General features: G+C 68.5%; 15 protein-coding genes and 1 tRNA gene. 6 read left to right on the top strand and 10 right to left on the bottom strand.

The window, feature by feature from the left end; genetic code table 11:
* Positions 1-215: 215 nt before the first annotated feature.
* Both GTY67_RS17825 and GTY67_RS17820 read left to right on the top strand, forming a co-directional pair.
* Positions 216-1,349, top strand: a complete 1,134-nt coding sequence (locus GTY67_RS17825; protein WP_161279315.1) for a VCBS repeat-containing protein — start codon at positions 216-218, stop codon at positions 1,347-1,349.
* Between the two features lie 128 nt (positions 1,350-1,477).
* Positions 1,478-2,452, top strand: coding sequence for a Yip1 family protein (locus tag GTY67_RS17820; protein ID WP_093690010.1), 975 nt, complete (start codon positions 1,478-1,480; stop codon positions 2,450-2,452).
* 152 nt (positions 2,453-2,604) lie between these two features.
* Here the strand turns inward: GTY67_RS17820 and GTY67_RS17815 are convergent, their stop codons facing one another.
* Both GTY67_RS17815 and dcd read right to left on the bottom strand, forming a co-directional pair.
* The gene (locus GTY67_RS17815; RefSeq protein ID WP_093690008.1) at positions 2,605-3,105 is read right to left on the bottom strand and encodes a phosphoribosyltransferase; all 501 of its coding nucleotides are present in this window, start codon (positions 3,103-3,105) and stop codon (positions 2,605-2,607) included.
* Between the two features lie 6 nt (positions 3,106-3,111).
* Positions 3,112-3,687, bottom strand: a complete 576-nt coding sequence (dcd, locus tag GTY67_RS17810) for a dCTP deaminase (protein ID WP_093690006.1) — start codon at positions 3,685-3,687, stop codon at positions 3,112-3,114.
* Positions 3,688-4,211: 524 nt separating this feature from the next.
* On the opposite strand from dcd, the gene GTY67_RS17805 reads away from it, so the two are divergent.
* The 4 genes from GTY67_RS17805 to GTY67_RS34600 all read left to right on the top strand — a co-directional run bounded on the left by GTY67_RS17805 (position 4,212) and on the right by GTY67_RS34600 (position 5,725).
* Positions 4,212-4,285: transfer RNA gene (locus tag GTY67_RS17805), tRNA-Gly, on the top strand.
* Between the two features lie 233 nt (positions 4,286-4,518).
* Entirely contained in the window at positions 4,519-4,995 is a 477-nt protein-coding gene (locus GTY67_RS17800; RefSeq protein WP_161279314.1) for a hypothetical protein, read from the top strand.
* A complete protein-coding gene (locus tag GTY67_RS17795; protein ID WP_202461480.1) occupies positions 4,992-5,276 on the top strand; it encodes a hypothetical protein in 285 nt (94 codons plus the stop codon). Before GTY67_RS17800 ends, GTY67_RS17795 begins: the two co-directional genes overlap by 4 nt.
* A complete protein-coding gene (locus GTY67_RS34600; protein WP_202461479.1) occupies positions 5,237-5,725 on the top strand; it encodes a hypothetical protein in 489 nt (162 codons plus the stop codon). Before GTY67_RS17795 ends, GTY67_RS34600 begins: the two co-directional genes overlap by 40 nt.
* 278 nt (positions 5,726-6,003) lie before the next feature.
* Here the strand turns inward: GTY67_RS34600 and GTY67_RS17790 are convergent, their stop codons facing one another.
* From GTY67_RS17790 to GTY67_RS17755, 8 genes are all read right to left on the bottom strand, one after another.
* Entirely contained in the window at positions 6,004-7,059 is a 1,056-nt protein-coding gene (locus GTY67_RS17790) for a hypothetical protein (protein WP_161279313.1), read from the bottom strand.
* An 83-nt stretch (positions 7,060-7,142) separates the two neighbouring features.
* Positions 7,143-7,415 carry a DNA-binding protein gene (locus tag GTY67_RS17785; RefSeq protein ID WP_161279312.1) on the bottom strand — a complete coding sequence of 91 codons (273 nt, stop codon included), beginning with the start codon at positions 7,413-7,415 and terminating at the stop codon, positions 7,143-7,145.
* Positions 7,412-8,140: a hypothetical protein gene (locus GTY67_RS17780; RefSeq protein WP_161279311.1), complete on the bottom strand. Its 729-nt coding sequence runs from the start codon at positions 8,138-8,140 to the stop codon at positions 7,412-7,414. Before GTY67_RS17780 ends, GTY67_RS17785 begins: the two co-directional genes overlap by 4 nt.
* 12 nt (positions 8,141-8,152) lie before the next feature.
* The gene (locus GTY67_RS17775; RefSeq protein ID WP_161279310.1) at positions 8,153-10,183 is read right to left on the bottom strand and encodes a hypothetical protein; all 2,031 of its coding nucleotides are present in this window, start codon (positions 10,181-10,183) and stop codon (positions 8,153-8,155) included.
* Entirely contained in the window at positions 10,170-10,415 is a 246-nt protein-coding gene (locus GTY67_RS17770) for an S-type pyocin domain-containing protein (RefSeq protein WP_202461478.1), read from the bottom strand. The genes GTY67_RS17775 and GTY67_RS17770 overlap by 14 nt, the downstream gene beginning before the upstream one ends.
* A 229-nt stretch (positions 10,416-10,644) precedes the next feature.
* Positions 10,645-11,532 carry a hypothetical protein gene (locus tag GTY67_RS17765; protein ID WP_161279309.1) on the bottom strand — a complete coding sequence of 296 codons (888 nt, stop codon included), beginning with the start codon at positions 11,530-11,532 and terminating at the stop codon, positions 10,645-10,647.
* Entirely contained in the window at positions 11,529-13,706 is a 2,178-nt protein-coding gene (locus GTY67_RS17760; protein WP_161279308.1) for a hypothetical protein, read from the bottom strand. Before GTY67_RS17760 ends, GTY67_RS17765 begins: the two co-directional genes overlap by 4 nt.
* A complete protein-coding gene (locus GTY67_RS17755) occupies positions 13,703-14,626 on the bottom strand; it encodes a hypothetical protein (protein ID WP_161279307.1) in 924 nt (307 codons plus the stop codon). The genes GTY67_RS17760 and GTY67_RS17755 overlap by 4 nt, the downstream gene beginning before the upstream one ends.

Raw genomic sequence — 14,626 nt, 5'->3', positions numbered from 1 at the left:
TACGGGAACGGGGGTGACGCGGTTCCTCCGTGCGTACGGGAACGGGGGTGACGCGGTCCGCATGTGATCCCCGACATGTACGCGCCGGGCCATCTGAAGCATCATGTGCCCCGGAGCCCGCCGCCCGGAGACCCACCCCGACAGCGGACACCACACAACAACACCGCACGACGAACACCGCACACAGAGCGACGAACGACGACGAACGAGGGCCCGTGCGCACAAGCAACACGCACCCGAAGGCAAGGGCGACGGCGCCGACGGCCACCACCAGGGCCGCGGCAGCTCTCGCTGCGGGCTGTGCCGGTCTGCTGCTGGTGCTCACGGCGTGCGACAGCTCCTCGGCCTCCGGCCCCTCCCCCTCCGCCGGCGACGCGAAGAACGGCGACACCGCGCCCGTCCCCCTCATCCCCGTCCCGCGCGGCGAGGGAAGCCGGGTCCCGTACGACTTCAACGGCGACGGCCACCAGGACCTGGTCATCAACGACCTGGTGAAGGCCCCCGAGGACCCGTACGGCGACGACGCGGGGATAGGCATCGTGTACGGCACCGAGGACAGCCCCCTGGACCCGGGCGCCCGCCAGCTGCTGAACGCCCGTGCCAACGCGGCGAAGTCCGGCGACACCCTGCCGGCCGCGTTCGAGGCCGAGGCCGCCTGCGACCTGGACCGGGACGGCTTCACGGACCTGGTCGTCTCCACCGACCCCCCGTACAACGGCGTCGGCGCCCCGCCCATCCCGCTCCAGATCCTGTTCGGCTCGCCGGAGGGCCTGACCGGCAGGGCGGTGACCGTACGGATCCCGGCGCAGGCCCGGTTCGGCAAGGAGTGGCCCGAGCACCCGGTCTGCGGCGACTTCGACGGAGACGGCGGCACCGACCTGGCGGTCACCGCCAGCGACGGCCGGATCTCCTTCCTGCGCGGCCCCTTCACCCGCACCGGGGCCCCGGCCGGCGCGGAGCTGCTGCCGGACGGCGGCCCGTACCTGTACGCCCCCGAGCCCCGGGCCGACACCGACGGCGACGGCTACGACGACCTCGTCGCCACCACCCGCCCGCGCACCCCCGGCAAGGCGGCCGAGGGCACGCTGCTGCTGGGCTCGGCGGACGGCCCGGCGCGCCCCGGCGGCGCGTACACCTTCACGGCGGAGAAGCTCCCCGAGGCCCCCCTGCGCACCAAGGGCACCACCCGCACCGCGCTCCTGTCCCACGGCGACTTCGACGGCGACAAGAGGCCGGACACGGTGGTAAGGACGTACCGCGGCGGACGCGAGGACCTGATCGCGCTGTACGCGGCGGGGAAGACGGACGACCCGGTCCTGACGTTCTCCACGGCCCTGTTCCTCCCCTGAACTCCCCCTCGTACGCCCCTGAACTCCCGTCCCTACGCCCCCTAGGGGATGTCACAGCTCGGCCGCAATGGCGGGCGGGTTCCCCCGGCCCCCACTCCCCGCCACCGGGGACCAGGTACGTTCGATGGGTGGCTGGATTCAGGATCGGACGCGGCCGGGACAACCGCACCCCGCAACAACCGCAGCAGCAGCGGCAGCAGCCGTACGGAGGGCAGGCACCACAGCCGCCGTACGGAGCTCAGCCGTGGCCGACGGCAGGAGGCGGCGGCCACGGCAACGGCGCGGCGCCCCCACCGTACGGAGCCCCGCAGGGCGCCCCGTACACCGGCGGCGGCTACGCGGCCAACGGGTACGACGGCAGACACGGGCAGGGCCACCAGGGACACGCCCAGGGCCCGCACGGGCACGGCGAGCCGGAGTATTTCGGCGACCCCTACGCCGACCCCGCGCCCCACGACCCGTACGCCAACAACCCGGGTCACACGCAGGCGTTCAGCGTCGACGACCCGTACGGCGACGGCAACACCTACCGCGCCGGCTCCGCCCCCGCCCAGCCCGCAGGCCCGCGCCTGCCCTGGAAGGCGCTGCTGACCGGCATCGTGACGCGCCCGGGCCCCACGTTCTGGCAGATGCGGGACTACGCGGTCTGGGGCCCGGCGCTGATCGTCACGTTCCTCTACGGCCTGCTGGCGCTGTTCGGCTTCGATCAGGCCCGCGAGGAGGCGATCAAGGCCCCGGTCGCGACGGCCGTCCCGTACGTCCTGTTCACCGGCGTCGGCTTCGTCATCGGCGGCCTGGTCCTCGGCGCGGTGACCCACACCCTGGCCCGCCAGCTGGGCGGCACAGGCTCCTGGCAGCCGACGGTGGGCCTGTCGATGCTGATCATGTCGATCACCGACGCCCCTCGGCTGCTCTTCGCCCTCTTCCTGGGCGGCGAGAACTCCCTGGTGCAGATCCTGGGCTGGCTGACCTGGCTGGCGGCCGGCGCACTGTTCACGTCGATGGTGAGCAAGTCGCACGACCTGCCGTGGCCGAAGGCGCTGGGAGCGTCGGCGATCCAGCTGCTGGCGCTGCTGTCGATCATCAAGCTGGGCACGATCTGAGGCGGATCTGCCGCGAGAAGGCCCCGGAGCGCAGGACGCACTCCGGGGCCTTCCACGTACTAAGCGCATACGGGCACTACACGTCCGTACGGGTACTACACGTCCGTACGGGAACTACGCATCCATACGGGGACCACGCGTCCGTACGGGGACTACGCGTCGAGGACCTGCCCGTCCCGCCGCACGACGGGCTTCTCCACGCTCCACGGGAAGTTGATCCACTGATCGGTCTTCTTCCACACGTACTCGCACTTCACGAGGGAGTGGGACTTCTCGTAGATGACGGCGCTGCGGACCTCGGCGACGTGGTCGACGCAGAAGTCGTGGACGAGCTTGAGGGTCTTGCCGGTGTCGGCGACATCGTCGGCGATCAGAACCTTCTTCTCCGAGAAGTCGATCGCGTTGGGGACGGGCGCCAGCATCACGGGCATCTCCAGGGTCGTCCCGACCCCGGTGTAGAACTCGACGTTGACGAGGTGGATGTTCTTGCAGTCGAGGGCATAGGCGAGCCCACCGGCAACAAAGACCCCACCCCGGGCGATGCTGAGCACGACATCGGGCTCGTACCCGTCGTCGGCAACGGTCTGGGCGAGCTCGCGCACGGCCCGCCCGAAGCCCTCGTAGGTAAGGTTTTCCCGCACGTCACTGGCCACGATTGATCACACCTGGGTCCGATGGAAGTTCTGGAACGACCGTGAGGCCGTGGGCCCCCGCTGCCCCTGGTACCGCGACTCGTACCGCTCGGAGCCGTAGGGGAACTCGGCGGACGAGGTCAGCTTGAACAGACACAGCTGCCCGATCTTCATGCCCGGCCAGAGCTTTATGGGCAGGGTCGCGAGGTTCGACAGCTCCAGGGTCACGTGCCCGGAGAACCCGGGGTCGATGAATCCGGCCGTCGAGTGCGTCACCAGCCCGAGCCGCCCGAGCGAACTCTTCCCCTCCAGCCGCGAGGCCAGGTCGTCGGGGAGCGAGATCACCTCGTACGTGGACGCCAGCACGAACTCGCCCGGGTGCAGGATGAAGGCGTCATCCCCCTCCGGCTCGACGGTCCGCGTCAGATCGGGCTGCTCCACCGCCGGGTCGATGTGCGGGTACCGGTGGTTCTCGAACACCCGGAAGTAGCGGTCCAGCCGCACGTCGATGCTCGACGGCTGCACCATCGAAGGGTCGTACGGATCGATACGGACTCGCCCGGCGTCGATCTCGGCCCGGATGTCCTTGTCTGAGAGAAGCACGTCCCGAGGATACGCAGAAGGCACGACCCCACCCCAACCGGACCACCGGGGAGGGGCCCCCAGGGGCGACGGCGACGAACACCACCCGCCGCGCGCCCCTCCCCGCCCCTACTCCTACCGCTTCTCGAACCCCACAGGAACGGCCTGCCGCAACCGGGCACACCGGGGACACCGGATCAACCGCCCCGGCCCGATCCGGTCGGCCCCGAGCTGCTGCATCGGGAACGACGAGGTAGCGAAAACATGCCCTTCGGCACAGCGGACGACGGTGCGCTCCATCGACTCCATCAAGTCCCTTCCCCAACCACATACGGACGAGAACGCCACATTAGGGGATGAACAGGACGCCACCGCAAGCGGCACTCCGACCACTCACGCTACGCCCCCAACTCCCGCCCACCACAACCGCGTCCACCCCACCCAGCCACCGGGGCACAGCACGAGGAGACCCCACGGCTCATCCACCGGGGGCCTGACATGGGGTACAGTGTGTGACGATGCAACGCCGGTCATCGGCATGCTTCGCGGGTGTAGTTTAATGGTAGAACATGAGCTTCCCAAGCTCAGAGCGCGAGTTCGATTCTCGTCACCCGCTCCACAGAAAAGCCCCAGGTCAGAGATCTGGGGCTTCCTTTGTTGTCTAGACCTTTTTGGCCTCGCGTGCCATTCTCGTGCCATATTTGCCCTGATGGCGCATCAGGTTCGGCGTCCCAGGCATTCGACCGCCATCCGAACGATTCGACCCCCTCCTCCAGAGACCGAGAACGTCACCTGACAAGTCCTGTCCACAGAGGCTGCGGAAGCGCGGCAGACTGAGAGGAGGAGGGCTGCATGGCGATCGGATCATCGCGCTGGGAACAAGTGGCGCAACAGGCGGATGCCTACGAGACAGCGGTGGCCGTTCTGCTGAACCTGCTCGACCGCGACATACTCCGGGTCGACGGCGCGGGGGGCGATGGCGGGCGGGACGCGCAATTCCGTCGAGATGACGGCACGCTGGCGATCTACGAGATGAAGTCGTTCACTGGGAGGCTGGACCGCTCCCGTCGGCGGAAAGTTGAGCGGTCTCTGGCCCGTGCTGCTGAGCACGGGCCAACAAGCTGGACCCTTGTCGTACCGATCGACCCGAACCCTGCGGAGCTCGACTGGTTCGAAGGGCTGCGCTCCCAGTATCCGTTCCCCCTGTCTGGGTACGGCTTGAACTGGCTGAGGGGCAGCCGGCCTTCGCGCACCACTACCTCCACGAGGGTTTCCAGATCTCACCCGACACCTTGGGGAAAATCGCTGAGGGCCAGCTTGTTGCCGTGACGAACGGGCTGTACCGGATCGACGTGGAAAACCCCGACCCCGGCGGACGAGCGGGGCAGCTCCACTTCCAGGACCAGAGCAACAAGGGCACGAAGTACCAGTACGACTTCGAAACAGGAAAGTTCGAAGGGCTTCCACGTAGCGTCGAGAAAGCCGTCGGAAGCAGTCCGGGCTTCATCGCAGGGATCAGAAAGGGGCTCGCCGCACTCGGCGAGGGATGGGCATGCGAAGCAATCTTCGGATGCGGGAGATCCTGCGGACGACAGATATCACCGACCTGAGCGATCGGGACATTCCCCCCATGTTCCTTGAGGTCGTGGAGCGCGGATGGTCCCTCACAGCCGCCGGTGGGCGCGTGCTGACCGACCTCTGTCCGGAGGCGCCCGGCACCTATGTCGACCAACTCACGGAGGAGACGACGATCAACGGGAGGGGGATGACCGACTACGACCTCCCGGCCGCACCGGACGAACGTAGACCCCTTCTCGTCCGGAGGTGCCTGGCATATGTGTGCGCCTGCCTTCGGAAAGCGCAGGAGGAGTTCGGTGACACTCAGGTGAAGGCGTACGTCTCCCTCTCCTTCGCCGATACCGAGGAGGCCCTCCTCACCTCCAACGTCACCTTCTGCACGCCGCTTCCCGACGTCCGTCCCTGCATCCCGGGCCTGGAGGCTGTTACGGACGCGGCCGTCGCGGAGATCTCTCTGGAGGAATGCTCGGCGCAGCTGTGAGCCAGCTCTCCGGTCGGGCCTCGGAGAGCCTTTCAGGAATCGGAACGAGATGGCGCTCCAGTTGACGAGACTCACATATCCTGATGCAGGGCAACTGGCCATCTGCGATGAGGGCCATGGATCGGCTTGGTCAGGATCCGACCGTCCACTGATCGGCACACGGGGCAGAGTGCTCTTACACCTGGCCCGTCCGGTGCCGCAAGGCCGGTCCGGCCTTGCGGCACCGGACGGGGAAGTGAGTGGTGCTCCACATGTCGCGGGGCGCGTCCCGAGGAGACTCAGCGCTCCCTCAGCGTCATGGCCAGGCCCCTCAGTTCGTCAAGCACGGCCACACTCCGGAAAATGGCCTGAAGGGATGTGTTGATCTGCTGGGAGGGACGGCGCAGCTGACGGCTGGAGGAGCCGAACAGGCTGATCACTGCCATCACCTCCTGAAAGGTGCCCGCTGCATCCTGTACTTCCCCGGTGGCCGTGACCACCTGCTCCAGCATCTCCCCCACGCCCTCCGGCCAATCGCGGCGCGGCGTGCTCGCCGCCCATTCCAGGAATGCCCGGAGCGCGCCGACACTGGCCCCCATGCGCTCGACGAAGCGCCCCGCGGCCGCCGCCAGGTCTTCTGCCGGCCCTTCGATGGCTTTGGCCAGGCGGTTGATCACGGTCATCCGCATGTTCATCGGAGCGCCGGCATGGTCGACGCGGGCCATGTCCTCGCCGATCAGCTCCATCATCTCCCCGAGGTCCGTCAGGGCGGACTCCACGTCGGCCATGTCGCCGGAGATGGCCTCCAGCTGCGCTTCCGCCTCGACGACCAGATCGAACAGGCCGGGGGCGTCCTCGTCGCCCTCGGTGGTCGGCTCCGCGACGGACCCAGGGGTCGCGCCCCTGGGGAGCGACAGGGCGCTGCCACCACCTAGCGCCTCCGCCAATAAGCTCGTCAGTTGCTGCCGGACGGTGGGGGTTTCGGCGGGGTGTGACGGGAACGCGATCCGAAGGGCCGTTCCGGGGCCCGGGAGCTGTTCGGTTCCCTCCGTGACATGAATGGTGTACCGGCCGAGACCGTGCCGCACCCCGAGCCCGAAGGACAGCTCCTCCCCGGATCCGCAGAGGTCGGCGACGACAACGTCTACTTCGGTGAGTAGACGGTTCAGTTGGTCCATGGGCAGGCCTGCCTCCGTGAGCCTGTCCGCTCGCAGGAAGGTGAGGCCGAGCTCTGCACACGCGGGACTCACGATGTCCTCGCACAGGACGGTGGACCGCTGCCGCTCCCCCGGCGGGGATTGGCCAGGAGGGGCGAGGACGGGGATGGTCCCGCAGATGGCAAGGCAGGTGGGCATGACAGGCTCCTTCAGAGTAGGTCCAGGGCCCTGTCGGTGGCCGGGCAGCCGGGCACCGACAGGGCGGAGGGCGGGGGTGGCGGTCAGTCGAAGAGAGTGAGTGCCACCCCGTCGGCGACCTCGTCGGCGAAGACGGGGCGTTCCTCGATGCCCAGTGCGCTCAGAAGGTCCACTGTGAGCACGCGGTGGCGTCGGCCGACGCGCACGGTGGGGCAGGGGAAGGCGTCCCGTGCCACCAGCCGGTAGGCCGTACCCAGGCACATTCCGTAAGCCCTGGCCGCCGTTTGCAGGTTGACACTGACCGGAAGATTGAAAATCTCGCGGAAGGTGAGGGGCGTCTCGACGCGGTAGGTCATCCGTTCCTCCGTACGCACCGCAGAGAGACCGTGGCGACCTGGTGTCCCCGGCCCGAGATTCCGACGCTCGTGGCGGTGTCGGCCACTCCCCAGGTCCGGGCCAGGGCACCGAGGCGTACGCCCTCGACACGGTGAGCGGGAACGGTGATCCGCACCGGGGCCGAGAGCCCGGGGCGGCGCGGGGCCGGGTCGTAATCCGCCTGCCAGTAGTCCGCCGCCTCCGCTTCGACGGGGGCGCCGCCGACCCGCTCCACGTCGTCCGAGGCCGTCTCGAGGCGAGCGTTGCGCCACACGTCATACCCGCGTGTGCAGGCTGAACGCAGCACTGTTCCGCCAGGGTCAGGGTCATTCGCCGCGAGACCGGCCAGCGCTTCGAGGTAGCAGGTGATCAGCTCGGCCTCGACATCGCCTCGTTCGGCGCCGAAACGCCAGGTGATCTTGTAGGCGGTACGGCGGAGCCCCGGGAGTCCCAGCCATACGACGGCCTCCGGCCAGTCGGGCCCGGCGGCGTCGGCGTGTACGTGTTCCGCGATCTGATGCCACAGGCTCGCACGTACCTCAGCGCCGACGGAGCGGTCGTAGAGCAGTTGTCGGGCCCGTACCAGGGCCAGCGGTACGCCGGCCCGTTCCGATCCGTCGTAGAGACGTAACGGGGGCGTCGGCTCGCCGTCGGCGCAGTGCCGCTCGACGGCGACGAAGATACCGGGGTGAGGGGGAAGTGACATCGGTCCTCCTGATCAATCGGAGTGCGAGACAGGTGATTCGCCGCGCCACGCGGCCAGTGCACGGGCTGCCGGCTCCTTGCCCGGCATCGAGTCCGGGCCCCTCTCGACGGCCAGAAGCCAGCGAAGAGAGCCGGGTCGGCGGGCGGACACCAAACCATCGAGGAGTTCGCTCAGAGCCCGGGCCCGGTGCTCCACGTCGACCGCCTCGGCACACCAGACGAGGAGGGCGTCGCGCATGGCCGCGAAGGTGGCCGACTCGTCCAGGGCATGTGCTGCCAGCTGGACCGTGCTGAATGCCAACTCGGGCTCATTGAGGACCTGTTCGCTCCACCACGCGAGGTCTGCGTCCACCATCATGGGAAAGCAGAGGGCTGTCAGCAGACTGGGAACGCCCTCCGACCGCGTCCAGTCGCACATGCCGCGCAGAACTGCTGTCCTGGTGCCGGAGTCCCCGACTTCGAAACGCCGAACCATCGTCTCCGCGACGACGAGGACGACGGACAGGGCATCCGTGTCGTCGTCCAGGGTTGTCATGAGCCGTCGCAGCAACCACAGGGCTTGCTCTTCCGTGACCTGGCCGCGGTCCGGGTGGCAGGCGTGGACCACTGCCTCGCGCAGCGGAGCCTCAACTGTGACACTCCACTGTTCGAGCAGCTCAGTGGCTACCTGTCCCGTTGCCGGGTCCTGAACCAGCGTCCCAAGACACCACCCCGCCACCTGAGAAGCAGGGAGTGACGGAGACAGCGCCAGGTCGCGTAGGTGTTCCAAGGACCGGCCGCCTGTCGCCACCGCCATGGCGGCGACCGCCCGCCCGGCCCGTTCAACCTGCTCCGCCTCGGGGCCGGTACCGGCGAGCCAAGAGTGCAACAGGGGTACGAGATCAGTGTGGTCACGGCACAGGGCCTCCCATACGGCCTCGCCCACGGCGGGCCAGAGGAAGGACACCGTGTCCGTGGTTCCGTCCGCGGCGCACGGCGCACGGTGGGCCCCGAGGAGCCTCAATATCTCAGGCCCAAGCCGTCGGCGGGTACCGGCCGCCGCGTCGCCGTGCGAACTTCGGATGTCGGGATCCTGCTCCCTTCCCGGCCCCGCCAGTCGGAGCAGCTCCCCGGCTCGCTCGGTCACTACGCTGCGGGGCAGCCCTCCGTAGACGGTGACGGCGAGCAGGTCGGCGCGGAGGGCCGGCTCCGTCTGGGCCCGGGCCACGATTTCGGCGGCCTCGGCCCGGGCCACATGACGCAACACCTCGGCGCCGGTCACTCCACCCGCCACACCTAACTGGAGTACGGCCTCCGCCGCCCGCGCCGCATAGCGCGGTGGAAGTCCTTCGGGCAGCAAGTCGCCGAGTTGGCCCCGCTCCAGGGCGCGCATCCACCCGGCGCAGGCTCCCTCGTCGGTAGAGCCGTCGGAGAGATGGGCGCTGAAGACCTTTCGCGCGTCCGGTGGGCGGTGGTGCACCACCGGCATGCCCAGGTGGTCCTCCAGGGCACCGGCCAGCCCGGGGACATCCGCCAGCACGATGATCAGACGCGCGCCGGCCTCGGCCAGGGGTGTCTCCAGGCGTGACAGATCCCATACCCGGAGCGCGAACGGGTCCGGGGGCTCCATCACCAGGTATCCGTGCACCCCCTGAGCCCGTGGCCCCCAACGGGAGAAGTTCACGGCCCCGTCCACCTGGACGAGCACGGGCTCCTCACCGCCATGGGCCAGCAGGTTGAGGGCGTGTGTCTCACGTCCTGTCCCCGGCTCCCCGAGAAGCACGATGATGCCGGAGTCGAGTGCGGCGAGTGCGTCCTCGAAGCCGGGCGGTGGCACAAAGCGGCGTCTCGCGGTCTCCAAATGCTTGGCACGTACGGGGCCCTGCCGCATCGGCCCCGCTGCCGTGCCGCCTTCCGCCGGGTGGGACGCGGTGTGCCGCTGGCCACCAGTCACCAAACCGGTGTTGACGGTGCCGTGCGGCGCTACGACCACCATCTCCCGCCCGGCCAGGGCTGCTACGAGGGCGTCGAGGTCGCCGCCTTGAGGAAGCTCAGATGCCTTCATCGGCCCCGCCGTCGACGTGGCCGGAGAGCGCGATGGCGGTGACGTGCTGGCCGCCGTGGACGGTGCCGGTGTTGATGATCCCGCGTTCAGCGTTCAGGACCGTCGCCGGAGAGACCTCCGTCTCGGGCCCGGCGTCCGGCAGCGCGCGGCGGGCGTACACCGATTCGGCGATCTCCTGCGATCGGGGGAACGCGATGATGCCGTCCGTACTTCGATTCTGTTCTGCTCGCATGTCACCCTTCAATGCTCTGGATACCCGGACAGTGGATCGGGCACCCGTCTCCTGGACGAATCGAGAATCCCGCGTATCGGCGCTCGTATCTGCTCCCGAGGCCCAGAAATCGGGTGACCGCAGTCACAGCGAAGGGCTCGCGTAGCCTCGCGCAAAAGAAAAGGCGAGTGCGCTGCCCGAAGCCAGCGCACTCGCCCAATTATTCGATTTTTGAACGCAACTCCTGACGTCAGATGACCCCACTGGGAACTGGGCGCCCGAGCGCAGAGATCCGATCTCGCAGAATGTAGGAAATCTCTTTGCGCTCCTGATCGGTCAGCGTGCCCAGCAGTGCGGCCAATTCCTCCTGCCAGTCGCTGCGCGGAGGGTTCAGCAGACTCTGGTGGTCGACCGACCAGTCCAGCACTTGGCGCACCTGGTCGGGGTGTCTGAGGAGCCAGAGGGCGGCGAGGGACGCCGGCCCCGCTTGCAGCGCCTGGAGGCAGAATTCGTACTCCCCACGACGGCTGGTCGTCCAGGAGTAGCGGACCCCCTCGCCCTCCTCCTGGCCGATCAGCAGTTCCTCGCCGCTTTCCCGGAGCCGTACGTCGAACACCCGGTAGCTCAGACCCGTTTCATCCAGGCGCTGCGGCACGCCGAGGTACTGCATGATCTCCGGGGCCCCCAGCCCACTGCCCGCCACCGCCTGCGCCTCGGCCAGGTGGTGCAGGGCGCCGGTGAGCCGAGTCCGCACGACATGCCAGCCGTGCGTGGTCCTCGTACGCACGACGCGTACGGGATCGTGGACCCACCACGAGACCCACAGATCCACCGATTCCGTTCCGTACACGGTGGGAAGGCCGACCGCCCGCGTGTCCACGTGCTCGGTCGTGTCGACCCGGAAGACGTCGGTGTACTGTCCGCCAAGGCCGGGCGGAGCCGCCTCGTCCATCGGCGCGGGTCCATAGACTCCGACGTCGTCCGGATCCCCGCCACAGCCGAGGAAGCGGTAGTCCCCAGCCTCGTCCCTCAGCACCAGGGACCAGTCTCCGGTCTTGGACCAGCGCTTACGGAGGATTTCCCGCCAGGGCGGGCCGGCGACCCGGAAGTAGAGCGGCTCGGTCGACTCGTCGCTCATGCTGCCTCCCCTTGTTCACCGGCGCGCCACCTGCTGAGTGCGGCCCGCGCCGTGTTCAGTCCTGCCCACCCGTCCGCAGCCGTCTCATCCATCTCGACGAACAACCGAAATTCGCCGAATCGCATGGCACGAGCCAGTGCGGCAAACAAGTTCTCCACCGCGCGGAAATGCGTTTCGTCCCACCGGGACCAGTCGGCCCACCGCAGTAATGCCGCACAGGTCACGTCGAAAGAACTCTCCGCATTCAACGCTCGGCGGATTATCTCCACTATCGATCCCGCTTCCGGGGTGCCGTCCGCGAGTCCCCGCATGAACCACCCCGGGGACTGAAGCAGTTGCCCGAACAGCAAAAGCACCTGTTCCGTTTCGCATTGCTCTGCGTCCAGCCACTCGGTAATCCGGCCGAACACCTTCGCCTCGTTACCGCCCTGGAAAAGGCTCAGGATCGCCACCCGCACGGCTAGTAGGACTTGGCCGTCGTCATCCTGACCCCTCCCTCCGGGGCGGCCCCGGACTCCGAGGAGGAGATCGTGGAGAAGCCGCAGGGCGAGGTCCGGGCGGGAGAGCCCGAACTCCGCACCGCAGGTGTACGCCACCGTCGTCCTCAGATGGACGTCGGCCGCCAGGCTCCAGCGCTGGAGCCGATAGCGCACCTCTGCGACGAGCACCGGGTCCTCGGCCGCGATGCCCAGCGCGTTCGCCGCGATGAGACGGCTGGTCGTGCGGTCCGACTCGGCGAGAGCCTGGATGTGCCGCAGTGCGCGTCGTCCACCTCCCCACCTCGCCGCTCTGCCCATGAACTGGCCCACCGGCCGGGTCAGCTCGGTGGTGCGTCCCACTTCCCGCAGCCACTCGACGAGGAGATCCGACAACTGTCCGTACTCGCGCCACACATGCCTGAGCACTGCTTCGGCCTGCCGGTGCCTGACGAATACAACCCCTTGCACACTGTGCGCGTAGGCCCCCTCCAGGCTGATCGTGCGCTCCTGGCGGACGGCGCGGACAGTGTGCAGCAGATCAGTCAAAGGCCGTCGGAAGACGAAGTCCGGGTTGGGCCGCCCGGCCTTCTCGATTCCTGACGAGTCCGTCGGTGGCAGCTCCGCCGTCAGACGGCCTTCGGACAGTTTCAGCAAGCGGACGGCTTCCTCCACGACGAGTCGGTGGTCCAGGCCCTCGTAGACGGATGCGGCCAGCAGGAAGGCCAGAGCATCCGGGTCACCGCGCAACTTCTGCATGAGTTCGGGAACTTCCTGTTCGGCCTGGTAACTCAACCGGCTCCCCAGGTCACCGAGCGCGTCCGGGTCACCGTCAGCGGTCACGATGGCCGTCACCAGCTCCACCACTTCGGCCGGCACCAGTTCGGGGACCAGCAGGTCGCTCAACTCGTGGCGCTGGTTCAGCGCCGACAGCAGGCGCTCCCGCTCCCGCTGGTCCGGAACCATGTCCTCGAAGCAGCTGCCGAAGACCATGGCGGGCAGCGGCGGCACGCACCGGACGGGCCTGACGTGCAGGTCCTGTTCGAGGCGACGCAGCAGCGCCGGGTCATCGGGCAGCGTGATCACCATGTGCGCGGTTGCCTTCTCGAGGAGGGAGCGCACATGTCCCAGAACACCGGGGCCGAGGGGCCGGGACGGGAACAGGCCGTCCATCAGGTAACCCCGCACCGACGGATCGGTGGGCTGCCAGCGGTCCAGCTCGGTAACGCTGTCCAAGGCCCGCAGTAGGGCCCCCTCCCCACAGCTCTCGCGCAGGAGGTTGAGCGCCGCGGTACGACGCCCCGAACCCGGCCGCCCGGCCAGGAGGAGCGGCCCTTCCTTCAACTCCGCGAGGGCTCCTTCGAACCAGTCGGGTCGCGCGAATCCGAAGGCGGCGGCCCGCACTTCCGACTCGGGAACGGGCCCTTCGCGCACCCTTCCTTCCCGGAGCCCCAGCCCTTCGTTCGCGGAGCCGTTGTGCACACGCTGGCCCCCGTGGACAGTCCCGGAGTTGAAGTTTCCTCGTGGGGCGTACACGAACGAGAGCGAATCCTTCGCGGCCGCGCCGATGGCGTCGAGCAGCTCAGGGACCTCGTGCTCGGCCTCCTGACGCGACGGCCCGTCTTCGGGTGGCGGCTGTGGCGCGGCCGGCACCGACCGGAGCGGCTCCGTCGGCTGTGGCTCCTCGTCCGGGGTCACTGCCACCCCTGGTACTTGTTGCCGCGGACCTGATCTCCTTGAAAGCCGCGGACACGGCCGGCCTTGTTGCCCTCGATGTGATCCCCGGCGACATGGTGGTTGGCCACGCTCTGTCCACCGTGGACCGTGCCGGTGTTGATGTTTCCGCTGGGGGCGCTGTTCCTCACCCTATGAGTGGGTGTGTCGTCATGCGGCCGGGCACGGCCCGCCTCCGGCGCGAGCTCCTCGATGGTGTCGACGTCCGGGGTCTCTTCGTAGAGCGGCCCGCTCGGCTGGGGTACGTAGATCCAGGCGCGCTGGGAGAACGGCTTGCCCTCGACCGTCGCTGCCACCTCCACGAAGTGGTCGGGATGGCGCCCGGTGTACCCGCCGGCAACAGCGTCCTCGTAGCAACGGTCGGAGAGGATCGACGCGACGTGGGTGATGTTCTCCTTGTGAGAGGCGAGCACGGCCTTGACGGGCCGTGAGTCGAGCAGACGGTGCGTGTCGTTGCGCGCCGTGCCGTTGCCGCTGAACTCGTCGCCGGTGTCAGGCAGCGGGCCGACGTGCACACTGGCTCGGAGCCTGATCGGCACCGCCCCGTAGGACAGGACGTTGTAGTCGGTCAGTACTTCCTGAAGCGTGAGGAGCAGCGGATGGATCACGAAGGGCATCCGTGCGGGGGCGAACCCGAAGACGTAGCCGTCGCCGGTCGAGCCGGGGAAGACGCGGTCCTCCCAGAGGTCCCCAAGTTCCGCCCTGGACAGCGCGGTCTTGAGAAGCTCGGGTACGGCCCGGCTGACGGCTTCGTGCTCGATCGCCGGGCGTCCCGTGAAGTCCTTGGTGTCCACGGCCAGGATGCCCCGGTAGTCGGGCAACGGTCGGCTGTGGGTGTAGGGGCGGACGATCCGCCGGGGCAGTTCGCTGGTGAACTCGCGCAT

The sequence above is a fragment of the Streptomyces sp. SID8374 genome (assembly GCF_009865135.1).
GTDB lineage: Bacteria > Actinomycetota > Actinomycetes > Streptomycetales > Streptomycetaceae > Streptomyces.
The sequence above is the reverse complement of the archived record's forward strand: the minus strand, read 5'-3'. Positions and strand labels throughout refer to the sequence as shown.

Bases quoted from the DNA above. Each gene is read 5' to 3' on its own strand.
- GTY67_RS17775 (WP_161279310.1), bottom strand. From the start codon at position 10,183: ATGAAGGCATCTGAGCTTCCTCAAGGCGGCGACCTCGACGCCCTCGTA.
- GTY67_RS17790 (WP_161279313.1), bottom strand. From the start codon at position 7,059: ATGCCCACCTGCCTTGCCATCTGCGGGACCATCCCCGTCCTCGCCCCT.
- GTY67_RS17780 (WP_161279311.1), bottom strand. From the start codon at position 8,140: ATGTCACTTCCCCCTCACCCCGGTATCTTCGTCGCCGTCGAGCGGCAC.
- GTY67_RS17785 (WP_161279312.1), bottom strand. From the start codon at position 7,415: ATGACCTACCGCGTCGAGACGCCCCTCACCTTCCGCGAGATTTTCAAT.
- GTY67_RS34600 (WP_202461479.1), top strand. From the start codon at position 5,237: ATGCGGGAGATCCTGCGGACGACAGATATCACCGACCTGAGCGATCGG.
- GTY67_RS17800 (WP_161279314.1), top strand. From the start codon at position 4,519: ATGGCGATCGGATCATCGCGCTGGGAACAAGTGGCGCAACAGGCGGAT.
- GTY67_RS17755 (WP_161279307.1), bottom strand. From the start codon at position 14,626: ATGCGCGAGTTCACCAGCGAACTGCCCCGGCGGATCGTCCGCCCCTAC.
- GTY67_RS17765 (WP_161279309.1), bottom strand. From the start codon at position 11,532: ATGAGCGACGAGTCGACCGAGCCGCTCTACTTCCGGGTCGCCGGCCCG.
- GTY67_RS17770 (WP_202461478.1), bottom strand. From the start codon at position 10,415: ATGCGAGCAGAACAGAATCGAAGTACGGACGGCATCATCGCGTTCCCC.